The organism is Rhodococcus sp. NPDC076796 (assembly GCF_040702765.1).
Lineage (GTDB): Bacteria > Actinomycetota > Actinomycetes > Mycobacteriales > Mycobacteriaceae > Rhodococcoides.
Window position 1 is genome coordinate 108,059 of the sequence record NZ_JBFBMS010000003.1, and the last position, 17,132, is coordinate 125,190.

The 17,132-nt window shown below is 65.2% G+C and carries 17 protein-coding genes; 8 read left to right on the forward strand and 9 right to left on the reverse strand.

Translation table 11 applies throughout. The features are described 5' to 3' along the window. The first annotated feature begins 91 nt into the window (after positions 1-91). Complete coding sequence (locus AB0366_RS10700) at positions 92-658, forward strand: TetR/AcrR family transcriptional regulator (RefSeq protein ID WP_121869913.1); 567 nt, start codon at positions 92-94, stop codon at positions 656-658. A 10-nt stretch (positions 659-668) separates the two neighbouring features. Here AB0366_RS10700 and AB0366_RS10705 read toward each other — a convergent pair whose 3' ends face one another. Then, positions 669-2,300, reverse strand: coding sequence for an ABC-F family ATP-binding cassette domain-containing protein (locus tag AB0366_RS10705; protein WP_366243940.1), 1,632 nt, complete (start codon positions 2,298-2,300; stop codon positions 669-671). A gap of 156 nt (positions 2,301-2,456) precedes the next feature. Here AB0366_RS10705 and AB0366_RS10710 point away from each other — a divergent pair, with 156 nt between their 5' ends. From AB0366_RS10710 to AB0366_RS10720, 3 genes are read left to right on the forward strand one after another with little or no spacing between them, the layout of a single operon-like run. Then, complete coding sequence (locus tag AB0366_RS10710) at positions 2,457-3,245, forward strand: SDR family oxidoreductase (RefSeq protein WP_121869914.1); 789 nt, start codon at positions 2,457-2,459, stop codon at positions 3,243-3,245. Beyond that, the gene (locus AB0366_RS10715) at positions 3,242-4,387 is read left to right on the forward strand and encodes a lycopene cyclase family protein (RefSeq protein ID WP_366243941.1); all 1,146 of its coding nucleotides are present in this window, start codon (positions 3,242-3,244) and stop codon (positions 4,385-4,387) included. Before AB0366_RS10710 ends, AB0366_RS10715 begins: the two co-directional genes overlap by 4 nt. A 52-nt stretch (positions 4,388-4,439) precedes the next feature. Next, positions 4,440-5,381, forward strand: coding sequence for a Ku protein (locus tag AB0366_RS10720; protein WP_121869916.1), 942 nt, complete (start codon positions 4,440-4,442; stop codon positions 5,379-5,381). Between the two features lie 21 nt (positions 5,382-5,402). Here the strand turns inward: AB0366_RS10720 and AB0366_RS10725 are convergent, their stop codons facing one another. From AB0366_RS10725 to AB0366_RS10755, 7 genes are read right to left on the reverse strand one after another with little or no spacing between them, the layout of a single operon-like run. Next, a complete protein-coding gene (locus AB0366_RS10725) occupies positions 5,403-5,783 on the reverse strand; it encodes a metal-sulfur cluster assembly factor (RefSeq protein WP_008716491.1) in 381 nt (126 codons plus the stop codon). Then, complete coding sequence (sufU, locus tag AB0366_RS10730) at positions 5,780-6,277, reverse strand: Fe-S cluster assembly sulfur transfer protein SufU (RefSeq protein WP_121869917.1); 498 nt, start codon at positions 6,275-6,277, stop codon at positions 5,780-5,782. The genes AB0366_RS10725 and sufU overlap by 4 nt, the downstream gene beginning before the upstream one ends. Next, a complete protein-coding gene (locus AB0366_RS10735; protein ID WP_366243942.1) occupies positions 6,278-7,570 on the reverse strand; it encodes a cysteine desulfurase in 1,293 nt (430 codons plus the stop codon). It abuts the gene before it with no gap. A 2-nt stretch (positions 7,571-7,572) separates the two neighbouring features. Further along, on the reverse strand, positions 7,573-8,349 hold the full coding sequence (gene sufC / locus AB0366_RS10740; RefSeq protein ID WP_366243943.1) for a Fe-S cluster assembly ATPase SufC: 777 nt from the start codon (positions 8,347-8,349) through the stop codon (positions 7,573-7,575). 39 nt (positions 8,350-8,388) lie between these two features. Continuing rightward, positions 8,389-9,579 carry a Fe-S cluster assembly protein SufD gene (sufD, locus tag AB0366_RS10745; protein ID WP_366244398.1) on the reverse strand — a complete coding sequence of 397 codons (1,191 nt, stop codon included), beginning with the start codon at positions 9,577-9,579 and terminating at the stop codon, positions 8,389-8,391. Positions 9,580-9,603: 24 nt separating this feature from the next. Next, a complete protein-coding gene (sufB, locus tag AB0366_RS10750) occupies positions 9,604-11,049 on the reverse strand; it encodes a Fe-S cluster assembly protein SufB (protein ID WP_032377835.1) in 1,446 nt (481 codons plus the stop codon). After that, positions 11,046-11,903, reverse strand: a complete 858-nt coding sequence (locus tag AB0366_RS10755) for a metalloregulator ArsR/SmtB family transcription factor (protein ID WP_366244399.1) — start codon at positions 11,901-11,903, stop codon at positions 11,046-11,048. Before AB0366_RS10755 ends, sufB begins: the two co-directional genes overlap by 4 nt. A 193-nt stretch (positions 11,904-12,096) precedes the next feature. On the opposite strand from AB0366_RS10755, the gene mptB reads away from it, so the two are divergent. From mptB to AB0366_RS10775, 4 genes are read left to right on the forward strand one after another with little or no spacing between them, the layout of a single operon-like run. Then, on the forward strand, positions 12,097-13,749 hold the full coding sequence (gene mptB / locus AB0366_RS10760; RefSeq protein WP_366244400.1) for a polyprenol phosphomannose-dependent alpha 1,6 mannosyltransferase MptB: 1,653 nt from the start codon (positions 12,097-12,099) through the stop codon (positions 13,747-13,749). Beyond that, the gene (locus tag AB0366_RS10765) at positions 13,746-14,690 is read left to right on the forward strand and encodes an ABC transporter ATP-binding protein (RefSeq protein WP_366243944.1); all 945 of its coding nucleotides are present in this window, start codon (positions 13,746-13,748) and stop codon (positions 14,688-14,690) included. The genes mptB and AB0366_RS10765 overlap by 4 nt, the downstream gene beginning before the upstream one ends. After that, positions 14,687-15,487 carry an ABC transporter permease gene (locus tag AB0366_RS10770; protein ID WP_121869922.1) on the forward strand — a complete coding sequence of 267 codons (801 nt, stop codon included), beginning with the start codon at positions 14,687-14,689 and terminating at the stop codon, positions 15,485-15,487. The genes AB0366_RS10765 and AB0366_RS10770 overlap by 4 nt, the downstream gene beginning before the upstream one ends. Positions 15,488-15,542: 55 nt before the next feature. Then, a complete protein-coding gene (locus AB0366_RS10775; protein WP_366243945.1) occupies positions 15,543-16,529 on the forward strand; it encodes a heme A synthase in 987 nt (328 codons plus the stop codon). A 139-nt stretch (positions 16,530-16,668) separates the two neighbouring features. Here the strand turns inward: AB0366_RS10775 and AB0366_RS10780 are convergent, their stop codons facing one another. Next, positions 16,669-17,040 carry a hypothetical protein gene (locus AB0366_RS10780; protein WP_121872424.1) on the reverse strand — a complete coding sequence of 124 codons (372 nt, stop codon included), beginning with the start codon at positions 17,038-17,040 and terminating at the stop codon, positions 16,669-16,671. Between the last annotated feature and the right edge of the window lie 92 nt (positions 17,041-17,132).

A 17,132-nucleotide genomic window follows, 5' to 3' on the forward strand; every position in this document is an offset into this window, starting at 1 on the left:
CTCGAACGGCGATGGGCCCGGAACCGACAACGTGTTTCCGGGCCCATCGCCGTATCGGTCGAGGCCCTCATCGAAAGTAGGAAACCCACACGTGCCCAAGGTCAGCGAAGACCACCTGGCCGCCCGTCGAAGCGAAATTCTCGACGGCGCGCGTAAGTGCTTCGGCGAGTTCGGTTACGAGGGCGCGACAGTACGGCGTCTCGAAGAGGCCACCGGCCTGTCGCGCGGAGCCATATTCCACCACTTCAAGGACAAGGACGGACTCTTCCTCGCGCTGGCGCAGGAAGATGCCCGACGCATGGCCGAGGTCGCTTCCACCCAGGGTCTGGTGCAGGTGATGCGAGACATGCTGGCGCAACCCGAACAATTCGAGTGGCTCGGAACGCGGCTCGAGATCACCCGACGATTGCGCACCGACGCGGACTTCCGGACCAGCTGGGCCGAACGGTCTGCCGAGCTGACCGACGCGACACTCGGACGACTCGAGCGTCAGAAGACCGCAGGAAGACTGCGCGACGACGTACCCAACGACGTCCTCGCCGACTACCTCGATCTCGTGCTGGACGGACTGGTGGCCCGCATCGCGTCCGGCCACGGCCGGTCGAACCTCGCAGCGATCCTGGATCTGGTCGAGGAATCGGTCCGGCGGCAGGACTGACCCCGCCCCACTAGGCGAGCTGGATCAGTTCCAGGTATTCCTGCGACCAGTGGTCCTCGGTACCGTCGGGGAGCAGAATCACTCGTTCGGGTGAGAGCGCTTCGGCGGCACCGGGATCGTGGGTCACCAGTACGACGGCACCCTTGTAGCTGCGGAGCGCGTCGAGGACCTGTTCACGGGAGATCGGGTCGAGGTTGTTGGTCGGTTCGTCGAGCAGCAGCACGTTTGCCGCGGAGGACACCAACCCGGCGAGTGCCAGACGGGTCTTCTCACCGCCGGACAATGTTCCTGCAGGCTGGTCGAGCTGGGGTCCGGTGAACATGAACGCTCCGAGCAGCGACCTCAGTTCCTGCTCGCCGGCGTCGGGTGCCGCATGCCGGATGTTCTCCCACACCGACGCCATGTCGTCGAGGGTGTCGTGCTCTTGGGCGAAGTAACCTACGCGCATGCCGTGGCCGGGTTCGATCTCTCCGGTGTCGGCCTTCTCGGTTCCGGCCAGAATGCGCAGCAGTGTCGTCTTACCGGCACCGTTGAGCCCGAGCACCACCACGCGGCTCCCCCGGTCGATCGCCAGATCGACGCCGGCAAAGATCTCCAGCGACCCGTACATCTTGGTCAGGTTCTTGGCCATCAACGGTGTCTTGCCGCAGGGGGCAGGCTCAGGAAAGCGAATGTGCGCAACCTTGTCGGATACGCGCTCCGCATCGAGGTTGGCCATCAACTTGTCCGCGCGCTTCGCCATGTTCTGTGCCGCAACGGCTTTGGTTGCCTTGGCCCCCATCTTGGCGGCCTGCACGCGCAGTGCTCCGGCCTTCTTCTCCGCGTTGGCGCGTTCGCGGCGGCGGCGCTGCTCGTCCGTGGCGCGGGCGTCGAGGTACTTCTTCCAGTTCATGTTGTAGATGTCGGCTTCGCCGCGCACGGCGTCGAGGAACCACACCCTGTTCACCACGTCTCCGAGCAGTTCCACGTCGTGACTGATCACGATGAGTCCGCCCTCGTGGTTCTGCAGGAATCCCCGCAACCAGGTGATGGAATCGGCGTCGAGGTGGTTGGTGGGCTCGTCGAGCAGCAACGTGGTGTTCGAGCGTCCACCACTGCCGTCGGACGCGGCGAACAGAATCCGAGCCAGTTCGACGCGTCGGCGCTGACCACCGGACAGGGTCCGCAGCGGTTGGCCGAGGATGCGGTCGGCCAAGCCGAGGCTGTTGCAGATGCGGGCCGCTTCGCTCTCGGCTTCGTAGCCGCCGAGCGAGGCGAAACGCTCTTCGAGTTCGCCGTACTTGCGGACGGCCTTGTCGAGCAGCGCCTCGTCGGCCACTTCGGCCATCAGTGCCTGCTGCTTTTCCATCTTGTGCAAGAGGGTGTCCAGGCCCCTGGCCGAGAGCACTCGGTCCTTGGCCAGCACGTCGAGGTCGCCTTCCTTGGGATCCTGCGGAAGGTAGCCGAGCTCTCCGGTGCGCACGACCTCACCCGCGTAGGGCTCGCCTTCGCCTGCCAGGATGCGCAGAGTGGTGGTCTTGCCTGCACCGTTGCGACCCACCAACCCGATGCGGTCGCCTGCCTGTACACGGAGCGCGGGCCCCTCGGTGGACAGAAGGGTCCGCACACCGGCACGAACTTCCAGGTCGGTGGCGGTGATCACGCGTGAGCTCCTAGCGATTGCCGAACAATATCGTTGCCCGTCGACCGACGGGCGAACTCGATGTGCGCCGCCGAACGGCACAGCAAACCCCCATTTTAGCTCAGCATTCACGTGCCCTCACCCAGGAACGACGGTGACACCGGTAACGTCTGATCGATGACCGACGCTCCCGAAACAGTCAGCTCTTCCAGCGCGCCGATCCCCGACCTCACCGGGCGCACCGCACTCGTCACCGGCGGCAGCCGAGGCATCGGCAAGGCCATCGCCGCGGAACTGCTCGCTCGCGGCGCGAACGTCGCCATCACCGCTCGCAAGCGCGAACCTCTGATTGCGGCGGCAGCGGAACTCGGTGATTCGGTACTCGCGATCGACGGCAATGCGGGCGACCCGGAGCACCGGCGCACCGCGGTGGCGAGCACTGTGGAGACCTTCGGTTCACTGGACATCCTGGTCAACAACACCGGCATCAATCCCGTCTACGGCTCGCTGATGGATGCCGACCTGGCGGGCGTGAGCAAGATCTTCGACACGAACGTCGTGGGGACTCTCGGCTTCGTCCAGCAGGCGTTCCATGCCTGGATGGGCGAGCACGGCGGCGCGATCGTCAATATCGCCAGCGTGGCAGGCATCCGCTCCACCGGAGTGATCGCCGCGTACGGCGCATCCAAAGCTGCTCTGATCCGCCTCACAGAGGAACTCGCCTGGCAGCTCGGTCCGAAGATTCGCGTCAATGCCGTGGCACCGGGCGTGGTGAAGACGAAGTTCGCCGAGGCTCTCGTCGCCAACGGAGAAGACGCCGCGGCGGCCGGCTACCCGATGAAGCGCCTCGGAAACCCGGAGGACGTAGCGGCCCTGGTGGCCTTCCTGGTGTCGGACGCATCCTCCTGGATCACCGGCGAGACCGTGCGCGTGGACGGTGGTTTGCTCGCCACCGGCGGAATGTGAACGATTTCTCGGCCGACGTCGCCGTCGTCGGACTCGGTCCCGCGGGGCGGGCGGTCGCCCATCGATGTGCCGAGGCCGGACTCGACGTGGTTGCACTCGATCCACACCCGTCGCGCACCTGGACACCGACGTATTCCGCCTGGGCCGACGAATTGCCGTCGTGGTTGCCACAGACCGCAGTTGCCTCGACTGCGCAGAAGCCGGCGGTATGGACCGATCACCATCGGATCATCGACCGGACGTACTGCGTGCTGGACACACCTGCACTGCAAGCGACCTTGTCCCTCGACCGCGTGCGAGTGCTGGCCGGGACGGCAGTGGACGTCACCGGTGCCCGCGTGACGACCGCCGACGGCACCATCGTCGATGCCCGTCACGTCGTCGACGCCCGGGGCACGCTCGATTCGCGCGACCTGGCGCAGCAGACGGCATACGGCATCGTCGTCGAACGGCACCGGGCCGAGCCGATTCTCGAAGGATCCGACGCCTGGTTCATGGACTGGCGTACCGACAACGGCGCTCGGCCCGGTGAAGCACCGAGTTTCTTGTACGCCGTGGCGCTCGACGAGGATCGGATCCTGCTCGAAGAGACCTGTTTGGTTGGCCGCCCCCCGCTGGAACTCGCAGTGCTTCGATCGCGGCTGCACCACCGGCTGGCCCACCGGAATCTGGAACCGACCGGCCACGAGGACGTCGAGCGAGTGCGGTTCTCGGTCGAACCGCCGCCTCGATCGCTGCTGCACACCGGGCGAGGCGGACCGGTGTTGTTCGGTTCCCGGTCGAATCTGATGCATCCCGCCACGGGGTACAGCGTCGCGGCGTCGCTGGCGTCGGCGGATCACCTCGTCGAGAGATTTCGAGGCGGCGGTCGATCGGGCCCGAACCGACCGGTGCACGTCTGGACGGTCCAGAAGCTTCGCAACCTCGGCCTGCGCACGGCACTGGCTCTCGAACCCGAGATGGTCCCCCAGTTCTTCTCCAGCTTCTTCTCGCTCCCGGTCGAACTGCAGCGTTCGTACCTGTCCGGCCACGACGACGCGCTCGGGACGATGACCGCGATGCTGAAAATGTTTCCGACGCTCCCGGCGTCCGCCAGGATCGCGATCGCACGCACGATTTTGCGCACTCCGGGCCGCGGCTGAGTTTTCTCGCCAACGGTCGACACACGGGCGCCCGGTCGGCGATCATGGACAGATGCGCAGCATTTGGAAGGGCTCGATCGCCTTCGGACTGGTCAATGTTCCGGTGAAGGTCTATTCGGCCACCGAGCAGCACGACATTCGGTTCCATCAAGTTCACGCGAAGGACGGCGGTCGAATCAAGTACGACCGGATCTGTCAGGAATGCGGCAAGTCGGTGCAGTTCGCCGATATCGACAAGGCGTACGACTCCCCCGACGGCGAACGCGTGATTCTCACCGACGACGACTTCGACAAGCTGCCTGCGGCGGAGAAGCACGAAATTCCGGTTCTCGAATTCGTGCCGACCGAGCAGATCGATCCGATCCTCTACGACAAGAGCTACTTCCTCGAGCCGGACTCCGCGTCGCCGAAGGCTTACGTTCTGCTTCGGGAGACGCTCGAGGAAACAGAACGCACCGCACTGGTGCACTTCACTCTGCGACAGAAGACCCGTTTGGCTGCATTGCGCGTGCGCGACGACGTGTTGGTGATCCAGACACTGCTGTGGCCGGACGAAGTCAGGGCCGCAGAATTTCCTTCGCTCGAGGATGCTCCGTCCGCGCGCCCGCAGGAAGTGAAGATGGCGACGTCGCTGGTGGAAAGCATGTCCTCGGAGTTCGATCCCACCGAGTACACCGACGATTACCAGACCGAACTGCGCAAGCTGATCGACGAGACGCTCGCCAACGGCGGCGAGAAGGTCATCCACACCGAGAAGGACAAAGAAGACGACGGTGAGGATGCCGAGGTCGTGGATCTCGTGGCGGCCTTGCAGCGGAGCGTCGAGGCGGCAGGAAAGAACGCGAAGTCGGGGTCCGCCGCATCGGCTCCGGCGAAGAAGGCACCCGCCAAGAAAGCAGCGGCGAAGAAGGCCCCGGCCAAGAAGGCAGCGGCCAAAAAGTCGACCTCAGCCAAGTCCGCCGACTCCAAGGCCGACGAAGCCAAAGGCGCGTGAGCGGGCCGACTCGTTCGTACGTCAGACGGTGAAGCCGAGGGCCCTGAGCTGCTCGCGACCGTCGTCGGTGATCTTGTCCGGGCCCCACGGCGGCATCCAGACCCAGTTGATCTTGAGGTCTGCGGCAAGTCCGCTGCGCACGAGCGCGCCACGAGCCTGATCCTCGATGACGTCGGTCAACGGGCACGCCGCCGACGTCAGCGTCATGTCGACCGTGACGATGTCGTCGGCGTCGATCTTGATGTCGTACACCAGACCCAGGTCGACGACATTGATACCGAGCTCGGGGTCGACGACGTCGCGCATCGCTTCTTCGAGGTCCTCGAGCACCTTGATCTCGTCGGCCGTGAGTTCTACCGGCGTGGTGGTCACGGCTGGTGTCGTCTCTGTTGCTTCGGTCATGATTGCTGTCCTCCGGAAAATGCCGACTGGGCGGTCTCGCCCGTCGTGGCTGTCGAATCTGCGTCCACTACTTGAACAACCGCGTCCTTGAAAGCCATCCAGCCCAGCAGGGCGCACTTCACGCGGGCCGGGTATTTGGCCACACCGGCGAATGCGATTCCATCACCGATGACATCCTCGTCACCCTCGACGGTACCTCGACTGCCCACCATCTCGCTGAACGCATCGACCGTCGTCAGGGCTTCGTCGACGGTCAGCCCGACGACCTGATCGGTGAGCACCGATGTCGCCGCCTGACTGATCGAGCAGCCCTGGCCGTCGTACGAGACGTCTGCGACGGTGCCGTTCTCGATCTGCACACGCAGGGTCACCTCGTCGCCGCAGGTGGGGTTGACGTGGTGTACCTCCGCGCCGAAGGGCTCACGCAGTCCACGGCCGTGCGGGTGCTTGTAGTGATCGAGGATCACTTCCTGGTACATCTGTTCCATACGCATCTACTGCTGACCTCCCCCGCCGTGGTCGGTGGTGCCGAAGAACGACTGTGCGCGGCGAATCGCCTGTGCGAGAACCTGCACTTCCTCGACCGTGTTGTACAGCGCGAACGAGGCGCGCGCTGTCGCAGCCACACCGAATCGACGATGCAGGGGCCACGCGCAGTGATGCCCGACGCGAATGGCGACGCCCTCGTCGTCCAGAATCTGTCCGAGGTCGTGGGCGTGAATGCCGTCCACTACGAACGACACTGCCGAACCACGGTCGACGTTCTCGGTCGGCCCGATCACACGAACACCGTCGATCTTTGCGAACTCGGCAAGAGTTGCTGCAACCAAGGTCTTCTCGTGAGCGGCGATGACATCGATACCGATGTTCTCCAGATACCGCACGGCTGCGCCGAGTCCGACGACCTGCGAGGTCATCGGAACCCCGGCCTCGAATCGTTGTGGGGGCGCGGCGAACGTCGTCTTCTCCATGGTGACGGTCTCGATCATCGAACCGCCGGTGATGAACGGAGGCATCGCCTCGAGGAGTGCAGCCTTGCCGTACAGCACGCCCACTCCCGAGGGACCGAGCATCTTGTGACCGGAGAACGCCGCGTAGTCGACGTCGAGCGCGTGGAAATCGACCTTCATGTGCGGCACCGACTGGCATGCGTCGAGGACGACGAGCGCTCCGACGGCCCTGGCCCGACGCACCAATTCCTCGACCGGAGCGACCGCGCCGGTCACGTTGGACTGATGCGTGAACGCGAGAACCTTGACGGCAGAGGACAACTCGAGCGAATCGAGATCGATTCGACCGTCGTCGGTGACGCCGTACCAGCGCAGCGTGGCACCGGTTCGAGCTGCCAACTCCTGCCACGGAACGAGATTGGCATGATGCTCGAGTTCGGTGACGACGATCTCGTCGCCGGGACCGAGATGGCGGTCGAATCGCTGATCGGCAAGCACGTACGTCACGAGGTTGAGCGACTCGGTCGCGTTCTTGGTGAACACGATCTCGTCGACGTCGGCCCCGACGAACGACGCGATGGCCGCCCTGGCTCCCTCGTATGCGTCGGTGGCTTCCTCGGCCAGCTGGTGCGCGCCGCGGTGCACTGCGGCATTGCAGGTGGTGAGGAACTCGCGCTCGGCGTCGAGTACCTGTACGGGCCGCTGCGAGGTTGCACCGGAATCGAGGTACACCAACGGCTTTCCATCACGGACGGTGCGCGAGAGGATGGGGAAATCGCGGCGAACCGTGGCGACATCGAACGATGCCGCCACCGCCACAGCTGCCGGTGCAGCCATACTCATGCTCCGGTGGTCGCGGCCTGGGAGTAGCCGGCGTACCCGTTGGCCTCGAGCTCGTCGGCCAGCTCTGCTCCGCCGGACTTCACGATTTCGCCGTTGACGAAGACGTGCACGAAATCGGGCTTGATGTAGCGCAGAATGCGGGTGTAGTGCGTGATCAGCAGCACTCCACCTTCTTCGCGCTCCTTGTACTTGTTGACGCCCTCCGACACCACTCGCAGGGCATCGACATCGAGGCCGGAGTCGGTCTCGTCGAGAATGGCGATCTTCGGCTTGAGCAGTCCCAGTTGGAGAATTTCGTGACGCTTCTTCTCGCCACCGGAGAAGCCTTCGTTGACGTTGCGCTCGAGGAAGTTGGCCTCGATCTCCAGTTCGCTCATGGCGGTCTTGGCTTCCTTGACCCAGTGCCGAAGTTTGGGGGCCTCACCGCGCACAGCGGTGGCGGCGGTACGAAGGAAGTTCGACATCGAGACGCCGGGCACCTCCACCGGGTACTGCATCGCCAGGAAGAGGCCCGCGCGGGCGCGCTCGTCGACGCTCATCTCGAGCACGTCTTCACCGTCGAGGGTGATGGTGCCGGAGGTGACGGTGTACTTCGGATGGCCTGCAATGGCGTACGACAAGGTGGACTTGCCGGAACCGTTGGGCCCCATGATCGCGTGCGTCTCGCCGGACTTCACGGTCAGATCGACACCCTTGAGGATGTTGATCGGCTCGGCGGACGAATCGGTGTTGGCGACGCTGACGTGCAGATCGCGGATTTCGAGTGTGGACATCAAAGTTCCTTTGTGCAGTCGAGAAAGGTTCGGGTGGACCTACGCGCCGACGACGGCGAGTTCGGTCTCGATGGCGGCGTCGAGACGCTCACGTACGGCGGGGACCGGAATCTTGTCGATGATCTCGTGGAAGAAACCGCGGACGACCAGGCGTCGGGCCACCTCCTCCGAGATGCCGCGAGCGCGCAAGTAGAACAGCTGCTCGTCGTCGAAGCGGCCGGTCGCACTGGCGTGGCCGGCTCCGACGATCTCGCCGGTCTCGATTTCCAGGTTCGGCACCGAGTCTGCGCGAGCGCCGTCGGTGAGTACCAGGTTCCGGTTGAGCTCGTACGTTTCGGTGCCCTCGGCCTCGGCGCGGATGAGAACGTCGCCGATCCAGACGGTGTGCGCGTCGTGCTTGCCCGGACCGACTTCGCCCTGCAGCGCACCCTTGTACATCACGTTCGACTTGCAGTGCGGAGCCGAGTGGTCGACGAGCAGTCGCTGCTCGAGGTGCTGGCCTGCGTCGGCGAAGTACACACCGAGCAGGTTCGCGTCGCCGCCGGGCGCGCTGTAGCGCACGGTCGGGCTGATGCGGACCAGATCGCCGCCGAGGCTGACGTTGTAGTGCCGCAGCACCGCGTCGCGCCCGAGCATCGCGTGGTGTGCTGCGACGTGCACGGCGTCGGACTGCCAGTCCTGGATCAGTACGACATGCAGGTGCGAGCTGTCACCGAGAACGAACTCGACGTTCTCGGCATACGTGCCGCTTCCCCGCTGGTCGATCACGACGGTGGCACGAGCGAACGTACCGAGCCGGATCTGCACGTGGCCGTAGGCGACATGGTCGACACCGGGACCGTCGACGGTGATCTCGATCGGATCGGCCACCTCGACCTCGTTCGGCACGGAGACGATCGTGGCCTCGGTGAACGCCGAGAATGCCTGAGCGGCAATACGATCGGCCGGAACGCCGGCCTTGCCCAGTCGCTCGTCATCGCGACCGACGGTCTCCACGACCACCGATTCCGGGGCGCCGACGGTGACCTGAGCGGCCCCGTCGGCGACAGCGGAACCGTCGTGCAAGCCGCGCAGCCGACGCAGCGGCGTGAAACGCCACAGCTCGTCACGGCCGGACGGGATCTCGAACGCATTCACGTCGTAGGACGTGAACTGAGCGCCCTTGTTCTCGACGAGCTTCGACTTGTCTTCCTTGGCCGACTCGGGGTTTTCGGATGCCACGGCACCCATCACTCCGGTGAGGGGGTTGTTCACTTATCCGACCGACCCTTCCATCTGCAGCTCGATGAGCCGGTTGAGCTCGAGCGCGTATTCCATCGGCAGTTCGCGAGCGATCGGCTCGACGAAGCCGCGCACGACCATTGCCATGGCCTCGTCCTCGGTCATGCCGCGGCTCATCAGGTAGAACAACTGATCGTCGCTGACCTTCGAGACGGTGGCCTCGTGGCCCATGGACACGTCGTCCTCACGGATATCGACGTACGGGTACGTGTCGGAACGACTGATCGTGTCGACGAGCAGCGCGTCGCACTTGACCGTCGAGCGCGAACCGTGCGCTCCCTTGTTGATCTGGATCAGACCGCGGTACGACGTCCGGCCACCGCCGCGAGCGACGGACTTGCTGACGATGTTCGAGGACGTGTGCGGGGCCAGGTGCAGCATCTTCGAGCCGGTGTCCTGGTGCTGGTCCGGGCCTGCGAACGCGACCGAGAGAACCTCGCCCTTGGCGTACTCGCCGGTCATCCAGACGGCCGGGTACTTCATGGTGACCTTGGAGCCGATGTTGCCGTCGACCCACTCCATCGTTGCGCCTGCCTCGGCCTTGGCGCGCTTGGTGACGAGGTTGTAGACGTTGTTCGACCAGTTCTGGATGGTCGTGTAGCGGCAACGACCGCCCTTCTTGACGATGATCTCCACCACGGCGGAGTGCAGCGAATCCGACTTGTAGATCGGCGCGGTGCAGCCCTCGACGTAGTGCACGTATGCGCCCTCGTCGACGATGATCAGCGTCCGCTCGAACTGACCCATGTTCTCGGTGTTGATCCGGAAGTAGGCCTGCAGCGGGATGTCCACGTGGACGCCCGGCGGGATGTAGATGAAGGATCCGCCGGACCACACCGCGGTGTTCAGTGCGGAGAACTTGTTGTCGCCTGCGGGGATGACGGTGCCGAAGTACTCGCGGAACAGCTCCGGCTGCTCCTTGAGGGCGGTGTCGGTGTCGAGGAACAACACACCCTGGGCCTCGAGATCCTCACGGATCGAGTGGTAGACCACCTCGGACTCGTACTGAGCAGCGACACCGGAGACGAGGCGCTGCTTCTCCGCCTCGGGGATGCCGAGCTTGTCGTACGTGTTCTTGATGTCTTCGGGCAGGTCTTCCCACGTTGCAGCCTGCTTCTCGCTGGACCGCACGAAGTACTTGATGTTGTCGAAATCGATACCGTCGAGGTTGGAACCCCAGTTCGGCATCGGCTTGCGCTCGAACGTCTTGAGAGCCTTGAGGCGCGCCTCGAGCATCCACTCGGGCTCGCTCTTCTTCTGCGAGATGTCGCGGACGACGGCCTCGGAAAGCCCGCGCTTGGCGCTTTCACCGGCTACGTCCGAGTCGGCCCAGCCGTATCCGTAGGTGCCGAGCGAGGCGATGGTCTCGTCCTGGGTCAGCGGCGCGGTGGGTGTCACCTGGTCTGGTGTGACGGTCATGCGGGCTCCTTCCGGAGGCGTGGGCGTTCTCCGACACGGGGCTGCGCGTCGGAAGTCTTCTTGTCGGAACTATCGGTGTTCGAGTGCCGCGTCGGTGACAGCGGCACGTGCGTCGTGCATGCGCAGTTGCCGTTGGCGATGGTCGCCAAACGCTGCACGTGCGTGCCGAGAATCTCGGCGAACGCGGTCTGCTCTGCCTCGCACAACTCCGGAAACTCGGAGGCGACGTGCGACACCGGGCAGTGGTGCTGGCAGATCTGCACACCGTTGCCCACCTGACGGGTGGTGGCAGAAAAACCTGCCGCACTGAACGCGTCGGCGATTCGGTCGGCGGCGTCCTCCACGGCATGCGCGTCGGATCCCGTCGCCGGCTCCACGTCGGCCACGATCGTGTTGACGCGTTGCCGGGCGAATGTCTCGATGGCCGCGTCTCCACCGATCTTGCGTAGCTGCCGCATGGCGGCACCGGCAAGATCGTCGTAGGTGTGGCCGAGACGGTTACGCCCGGCCGCGGTGAGCTGAAAATGCTTCGCCGGTCGTCCCCGACCACGTTGCCGAGCACCCGCAGGAGTGGTGATGCGGGCCTCGCCCGCGTCGATCAGTGCGTCCAGGTGACGTCGCACACCTGCCGCGCTCAACCCCAGCCGAGTACCGATGTCGGAGGCGGTGATGGGACCCTCTTCGAGAAGCAGAGTGACCACAGCGCTCCGCGTCTGCCCCTCGGGGGCCGACGTGGGTCGCACCGACGAAACGCCTGCGCCGGAGGCCGATGACTCGACACTTCCCGGACGCACGAGCGAACTCTCGGTTGTTTTCACAACACCAGTGTGACGGAATTGCGGTAACCGGTCCAGCAAGGGTGCCCTATGCGGCTCGCTCACCGAGCACGGTGGAGGTCGCGCGCGAGTGCACCGCTACGCTCCCACTGTGCCATCGACCGACAGTGAGCCCAGTTTCGAGAGCTCACCTTCCGCGAGCGGTCCCGAGTCTCCGTCGGTGTCCGGCACATCGAAGTCCACGCCGACTGCGCTCGTCCACCGGTTCGTCGTGGCTCCCGCGCGCCGAGTCATCGGGCTCGAGTCCAGTCCGCCTGGCGGCGGCGTCGCCACCCTGCACGGAGACGAGCCGGAAGCACCGGGGCTGAATCCGTCGGAAACGAACCAGCTCAGGAACATCCGCCGTTTCGGGGCTGCGGGCGCTTTGCTGATGGCGATCGGTGCCCTCGGCGCGGGAGCGCAACCGGTGCTGCAGAACCCGATCGCAGGCGTCCGTTTCCTGAGCCTGCCGTCCCGGATGGCGACCTCGGCACTGACCGTCACGATGACCGGAACCGTCATCGTGGTGCTCGCGTGGTTGCTGTTGGGAAGATTCGCGTTGGGACGCACGCGATCGGGAGGCACCCCGCGTCGGCTCACTCGTTCCCAAATGGACCGCACGCTGCTGCTGTGGATCCTGCCGTTGAGTGTGGCACCGCCGATGTTTTCGCGTGACGTCTACTCCTACCTGGCCCAGAGCGAGATCACCGCACGCGGACTCGACCCGTACGAGGTCGGTCCGGTCGATGCACTCGGGGCCGACAACGTACTGACCCGAACGGTTCCCAACATCTGGCGCGAGACCCCGGCACCCTACGGTCCGCTGTTCCTGTGGATGGGGCGCGGAATCACGTACCTGACCGGCGAGAACATCGTTGCGGGCATCTTTCTTCATCGCTTGCTCGCGCTGGTGGGCGTGGCGCTGATCGTCTGGTCGCTGCCCCGTCTCGCCCGACGCTGCGGGGTTGCGTCGGTGACGGCACTGTGGCTCGGTGCCGCGAACCCGTTGCTGCTGTTCCACCTGGTGGCCGGTATCCACAACGAAGCCCTGATGATCGGGCTCATGCTGGCGGGTACCGAACTGGCGCTTCGCGCGATCGAGCGCTCGGGTGCTCTACGCAGCACCGATATCGCATTTCTCCTGGGCGGAGCAGGCCTGATCGCGCTGTCGTCCACGATCAAGATCCCCTCGCTCATCGCGCTCGGCTTCGTGGGGATGGCATTGTCGCGGCGATGGGGCGGGACCCTCAGATCCGTGATGTACGCGGCGCTCCTGCTCGGCTCGATCGCCGTCGCGGTCCAAGTCGCCGTGAGCCTGGGCAGTGGGCTCGGCTTCGGCTGGATCAACACTCTGGGTACTGCGGGGGTGGTACGCAGCTGGATGTCGATTCCCACGATCCTCGGTCTGGGCACCGGATTCGTCGGCGTGCTTCTCGGCCTCGGCGACCACACCACCGCTGTGTTGGGTCTCACTCGCCCGATCGCCGCCGTTGTCGCGGGGATCATCGTCGTCCGGATGCTGATCGCCGTTCTGCGCGGCCGCCTGCATCCGGTCGGCGCACTCGGCGTCGCGCTCGGGGCCGTCGTTCTCCTGTTCCCGGTGGTGCAGCCCTGGTACCTGCTGTGGGCAGTGATTCCGCTGGCAGCGTGGGCCACGACTCCCTCGTTCCGGCGTCCTGCCATCGCCTTCTCGTCGTTGGTGAGCGTGATCCTCATGCCGAACGGCAGTGAGTACCAGCCGTTCCAGATCGTGCAGGCCGCAGTCATGACCATCCTGACGATCGCGGTGCTCTACCTCCTCACGCGAAACCGGATGCCGTGGCCCACCCGCACCGGACCACCGGCACGCGACCGCAGCACCGACGAATACGCTGAGTCCTCGTGATCTCCGGGACGTCCGACGCGGCGCAACCTGTCGTACAACTGACCGACGTACGCAAGTCGTACGACGGTGTCAGTGCCGTCGACGGACTGAGCCTGAACATCGGCCCCGGCGAGGTTCTCGCGCTGCTGGGCCCCAACGGTGCCGGAAAGACCACCACCGTCGAGATGTGCGAGGGATTCGTCGCACCCGACGGCGGCTCGGTCCGGGTCCTCGGTCTCGATCCCGTGGCACAGTCGGCGCAGCTGAGGCCACGCATCGGCGTCATGCTCCAGGGCGGAGGTGCGTACCCCGGCTCCAAAGCCGGCGAGATGCTCCAACTCGTCGCCTCGTACTCGGCCGACCCACTCGATCCGGCGTGGCTGCTCGATTGCCTCGGCCTGACCTCTGCCGTCCGCACCCCGTACCGGCGGCTCTCCGGTGGGCAGCAGCAGCGACTGGCCCTGGCCTGCGCCATTGTCGGAAGGCCCGAACTGGTCTTCCTCGACGAACCGACCGCCGGGCTCGACGCCCAGGCCCGGCTGCTGGTGTGGGAACTGATCGACGCCTTGCGCCGCGACGGTGTCGGCGTACTGCTCACGACACATCTGATGGACGAGGCCGAGCAGCTGGCGGACCGGCTGACGATCATCGACAACGGCCGCGTCGTCGCCTCGGGCACACCGTCGGAATTGACCAAGCAGGGCGCCGAGGGCCAACTGCGCTTCACCGCACCCCCGGGACTCGAACTGTCCATGCTCGACGCGGCTCTTCCCCCGGGTTACGTACCGTCGGAACCGACGCCCGGCTCCTATGTGGTCTTTGGCGTGATCGAGCCGCAGATTCTGGTGATCGTCACGTCCTGGTGTGCACAGCAGGACGTGTTGGCCACCGAGTTACAGGTCGACCAGCGCCGCCTCGAGGACGTGTTCCTCGAGCTGACCGGCAGAGAATTGAGGAAGTGACCGTGCGCAGAGAAGCCCGGCTCGCCGACAACCGATTCGAGACAGGCCTGTTCTCGCCTCGCCCGCAGCCCGCGTCGGCTGCGCGCATGCTGCTCGCGCAGACCCGCCTCGAACTGAAGTTGTTGCTGCGCAACGGTGAACAGTTGCTGCTGACGATGTTCATCCCGATCACATTGCTGATCGGATTGACCCTGTTGCCGTTCGGCGAACTCGGCACCGACCGAGTCGCCCGAGTGGTCCCGGCCGTGATGATGGTGGCCATCATGTCGACGGCGTTCACCGGCCAGGCGATCGCTGTCGGCTTCGACCGCCGCTACGGCGCTCTCAAGAGGCTCGGGGCGACACCACTTCCGCGGTGGGGCATCATCGGCGGCAAATCCGCCGCCGTGGTGATCGTGGTGATTCTGCAGTCGATTCTGCTCGGCTCGATCGGCGTCGCTCTGGGATGGCGCCCGAGCGCGACGGGTCTGTTGCTCGGGGCCGTCATCATCGCTCTGGGAACCATCACCTTCGCGTCGATGGGACTGCTGCTCGGCGGCACCCTGCGCGCCGAGATCGTGTTGGCGCTCGCGAACATCGCCTGGTTCGTGATGCTGGGAATCGGCAGCGCGGTGTTCGTGGACGACCAGATCCCCCAAGGACTGCAGAACGTCGCACGCATCGTTCCGTCCGGCGCGCTGGGTGAGGCACTGAGCAGAGGCGTGTCCTCGTCCTTCGACATCTTCGGTGTGGTCGTGCTACTGGTGTGGGCTGTGGTGTGCGGCACCCTCGCCGTCCGCACGTTCAAGTTCACCTGATCGACGCTCGCCACCCAACGACGCTGTGTAGTTGATCGGCGTTTACCATCGTGGGGTGCTGTACAGAGCGTTCTTGCGCATCGTCGATCTCCTGCCCTTGCCCTCGCTTCGAGTGCAACGGGTGCTGGCATTCATCGCGATCCTGACCCAAGGTGGCATCGCAGTCACCGGTGCCGTCGTTCGCGTCACCGGATCCGGTCTCGGGTGCCCCACGTGGCCGCAGTGCTTCCCCGGCAGCTTCACTCCCGTCGGGGTGTCCGAGGTGCCGATTCTGCATCAGGCGGTCGAGTTCGGCAATCGTCTGCTCACGTTCGTGGTTGTTCTCGCGGCCGCCGCTGTCGTCATCGCCGTCACCAGGGCGCGGCGTCGTCGGGAAGTGCTGTTCTTCGCGTGGCTGATGCCACTCGGTACCGTCGTGCAGGCCGTCATCGGCGGATTCACGGTGCTGACCGGACTGCTGTGGTGGACGGTCGCCGTTCACCTCGTCGTCTCGATGGCGATGGTGTGGCTGGCCACGCTGCTGTACGCCAAGGTGGGCGAGAGCGATGCGCCGTCGGAGTCGACGCCCACGGTGCCGGGTGCTCTGCGAGCGCTGACGGGGCTGTCCGGGATCGCTCTGGCGGGCGTGCTGATCGCGGGCACCATGGTGACCGGAGCCGGTCCGCACGCAGGCGACAAGAGCGTCGAAGAACCGGTACCGCGCCTCGGTATCGAGATCGTGACGCTGGTGCACGCGCACTCCCAGTTCCTGGTCGGCTACCTGGCCCTGCTCGTCGGACTGGCATTCGCGCTGTACGCAGTGCGTGCGCCGAAGGCGGTCACGTTTCGACTCAATGTCCTGATCGCTCTGGTGCTCGCACAGTCTCTGATCGGCTTGGTCCAGTACTTCACCGGCGTTCCGGCCGTGCTCGTTGCCTTCCACGTGGCCGGTGCGGGCGCTTGTACCGCCGCCACCGCAGCCGTCTGGGCGGCCTGCCGAACTCGCGGCCCGGCCACGTCCGAGAAGATCGAGACCACCGAGGACGTTGCAGTTCGCTCGTGACGATCGGTCGAACTTCGAACAGGGTGGAGGGGCAGCCGACCTCCCCCTCAGATGGCCGACTGCCCCTCCACTGACTTCGACGCACCGGGTACCGAGATGGTTCCCGCCGAATCGAACAAGTTTTGCGACTTTTCTCCGCTCAGACGATCGCCTGGTTGCGTGCCTTCGGGAACTTCTTCTGATTGGCTACCCACCCGGCCATCTTCTCGTGGTGTCCAGGTGCCGGATTGACCGAACTGACCAGCTCGCGGTCCCATTCGGCCTCGGTCAACTGGTCGAGACCGTCGACGATCGCGCGGGCGATGGCGGTCGTCGCCACAACCTGGTCCCCCAGGACGCCGTCGGCACCGACCATGGTGAGCCGAGTCCCGGCCCGACCGACCGGCTGGATCACCACGTTGGCAGAGTTGCCGTGGTCGGCGAGGAAGCTCTTCACTGCCGCGAGCGTTCCCTTGGGAACGTCGTTCGACTCGTTTTTCTCGATACCCGCACTGTCGATTTCGGTAGCCATGCCGACACGATACCGAGGTCGTCCACGATCCCCGCATCGACCCGTCGAGTCGTTACTGATCGGTAACTTCGCTCGCCTTCGTGCATCGAGCG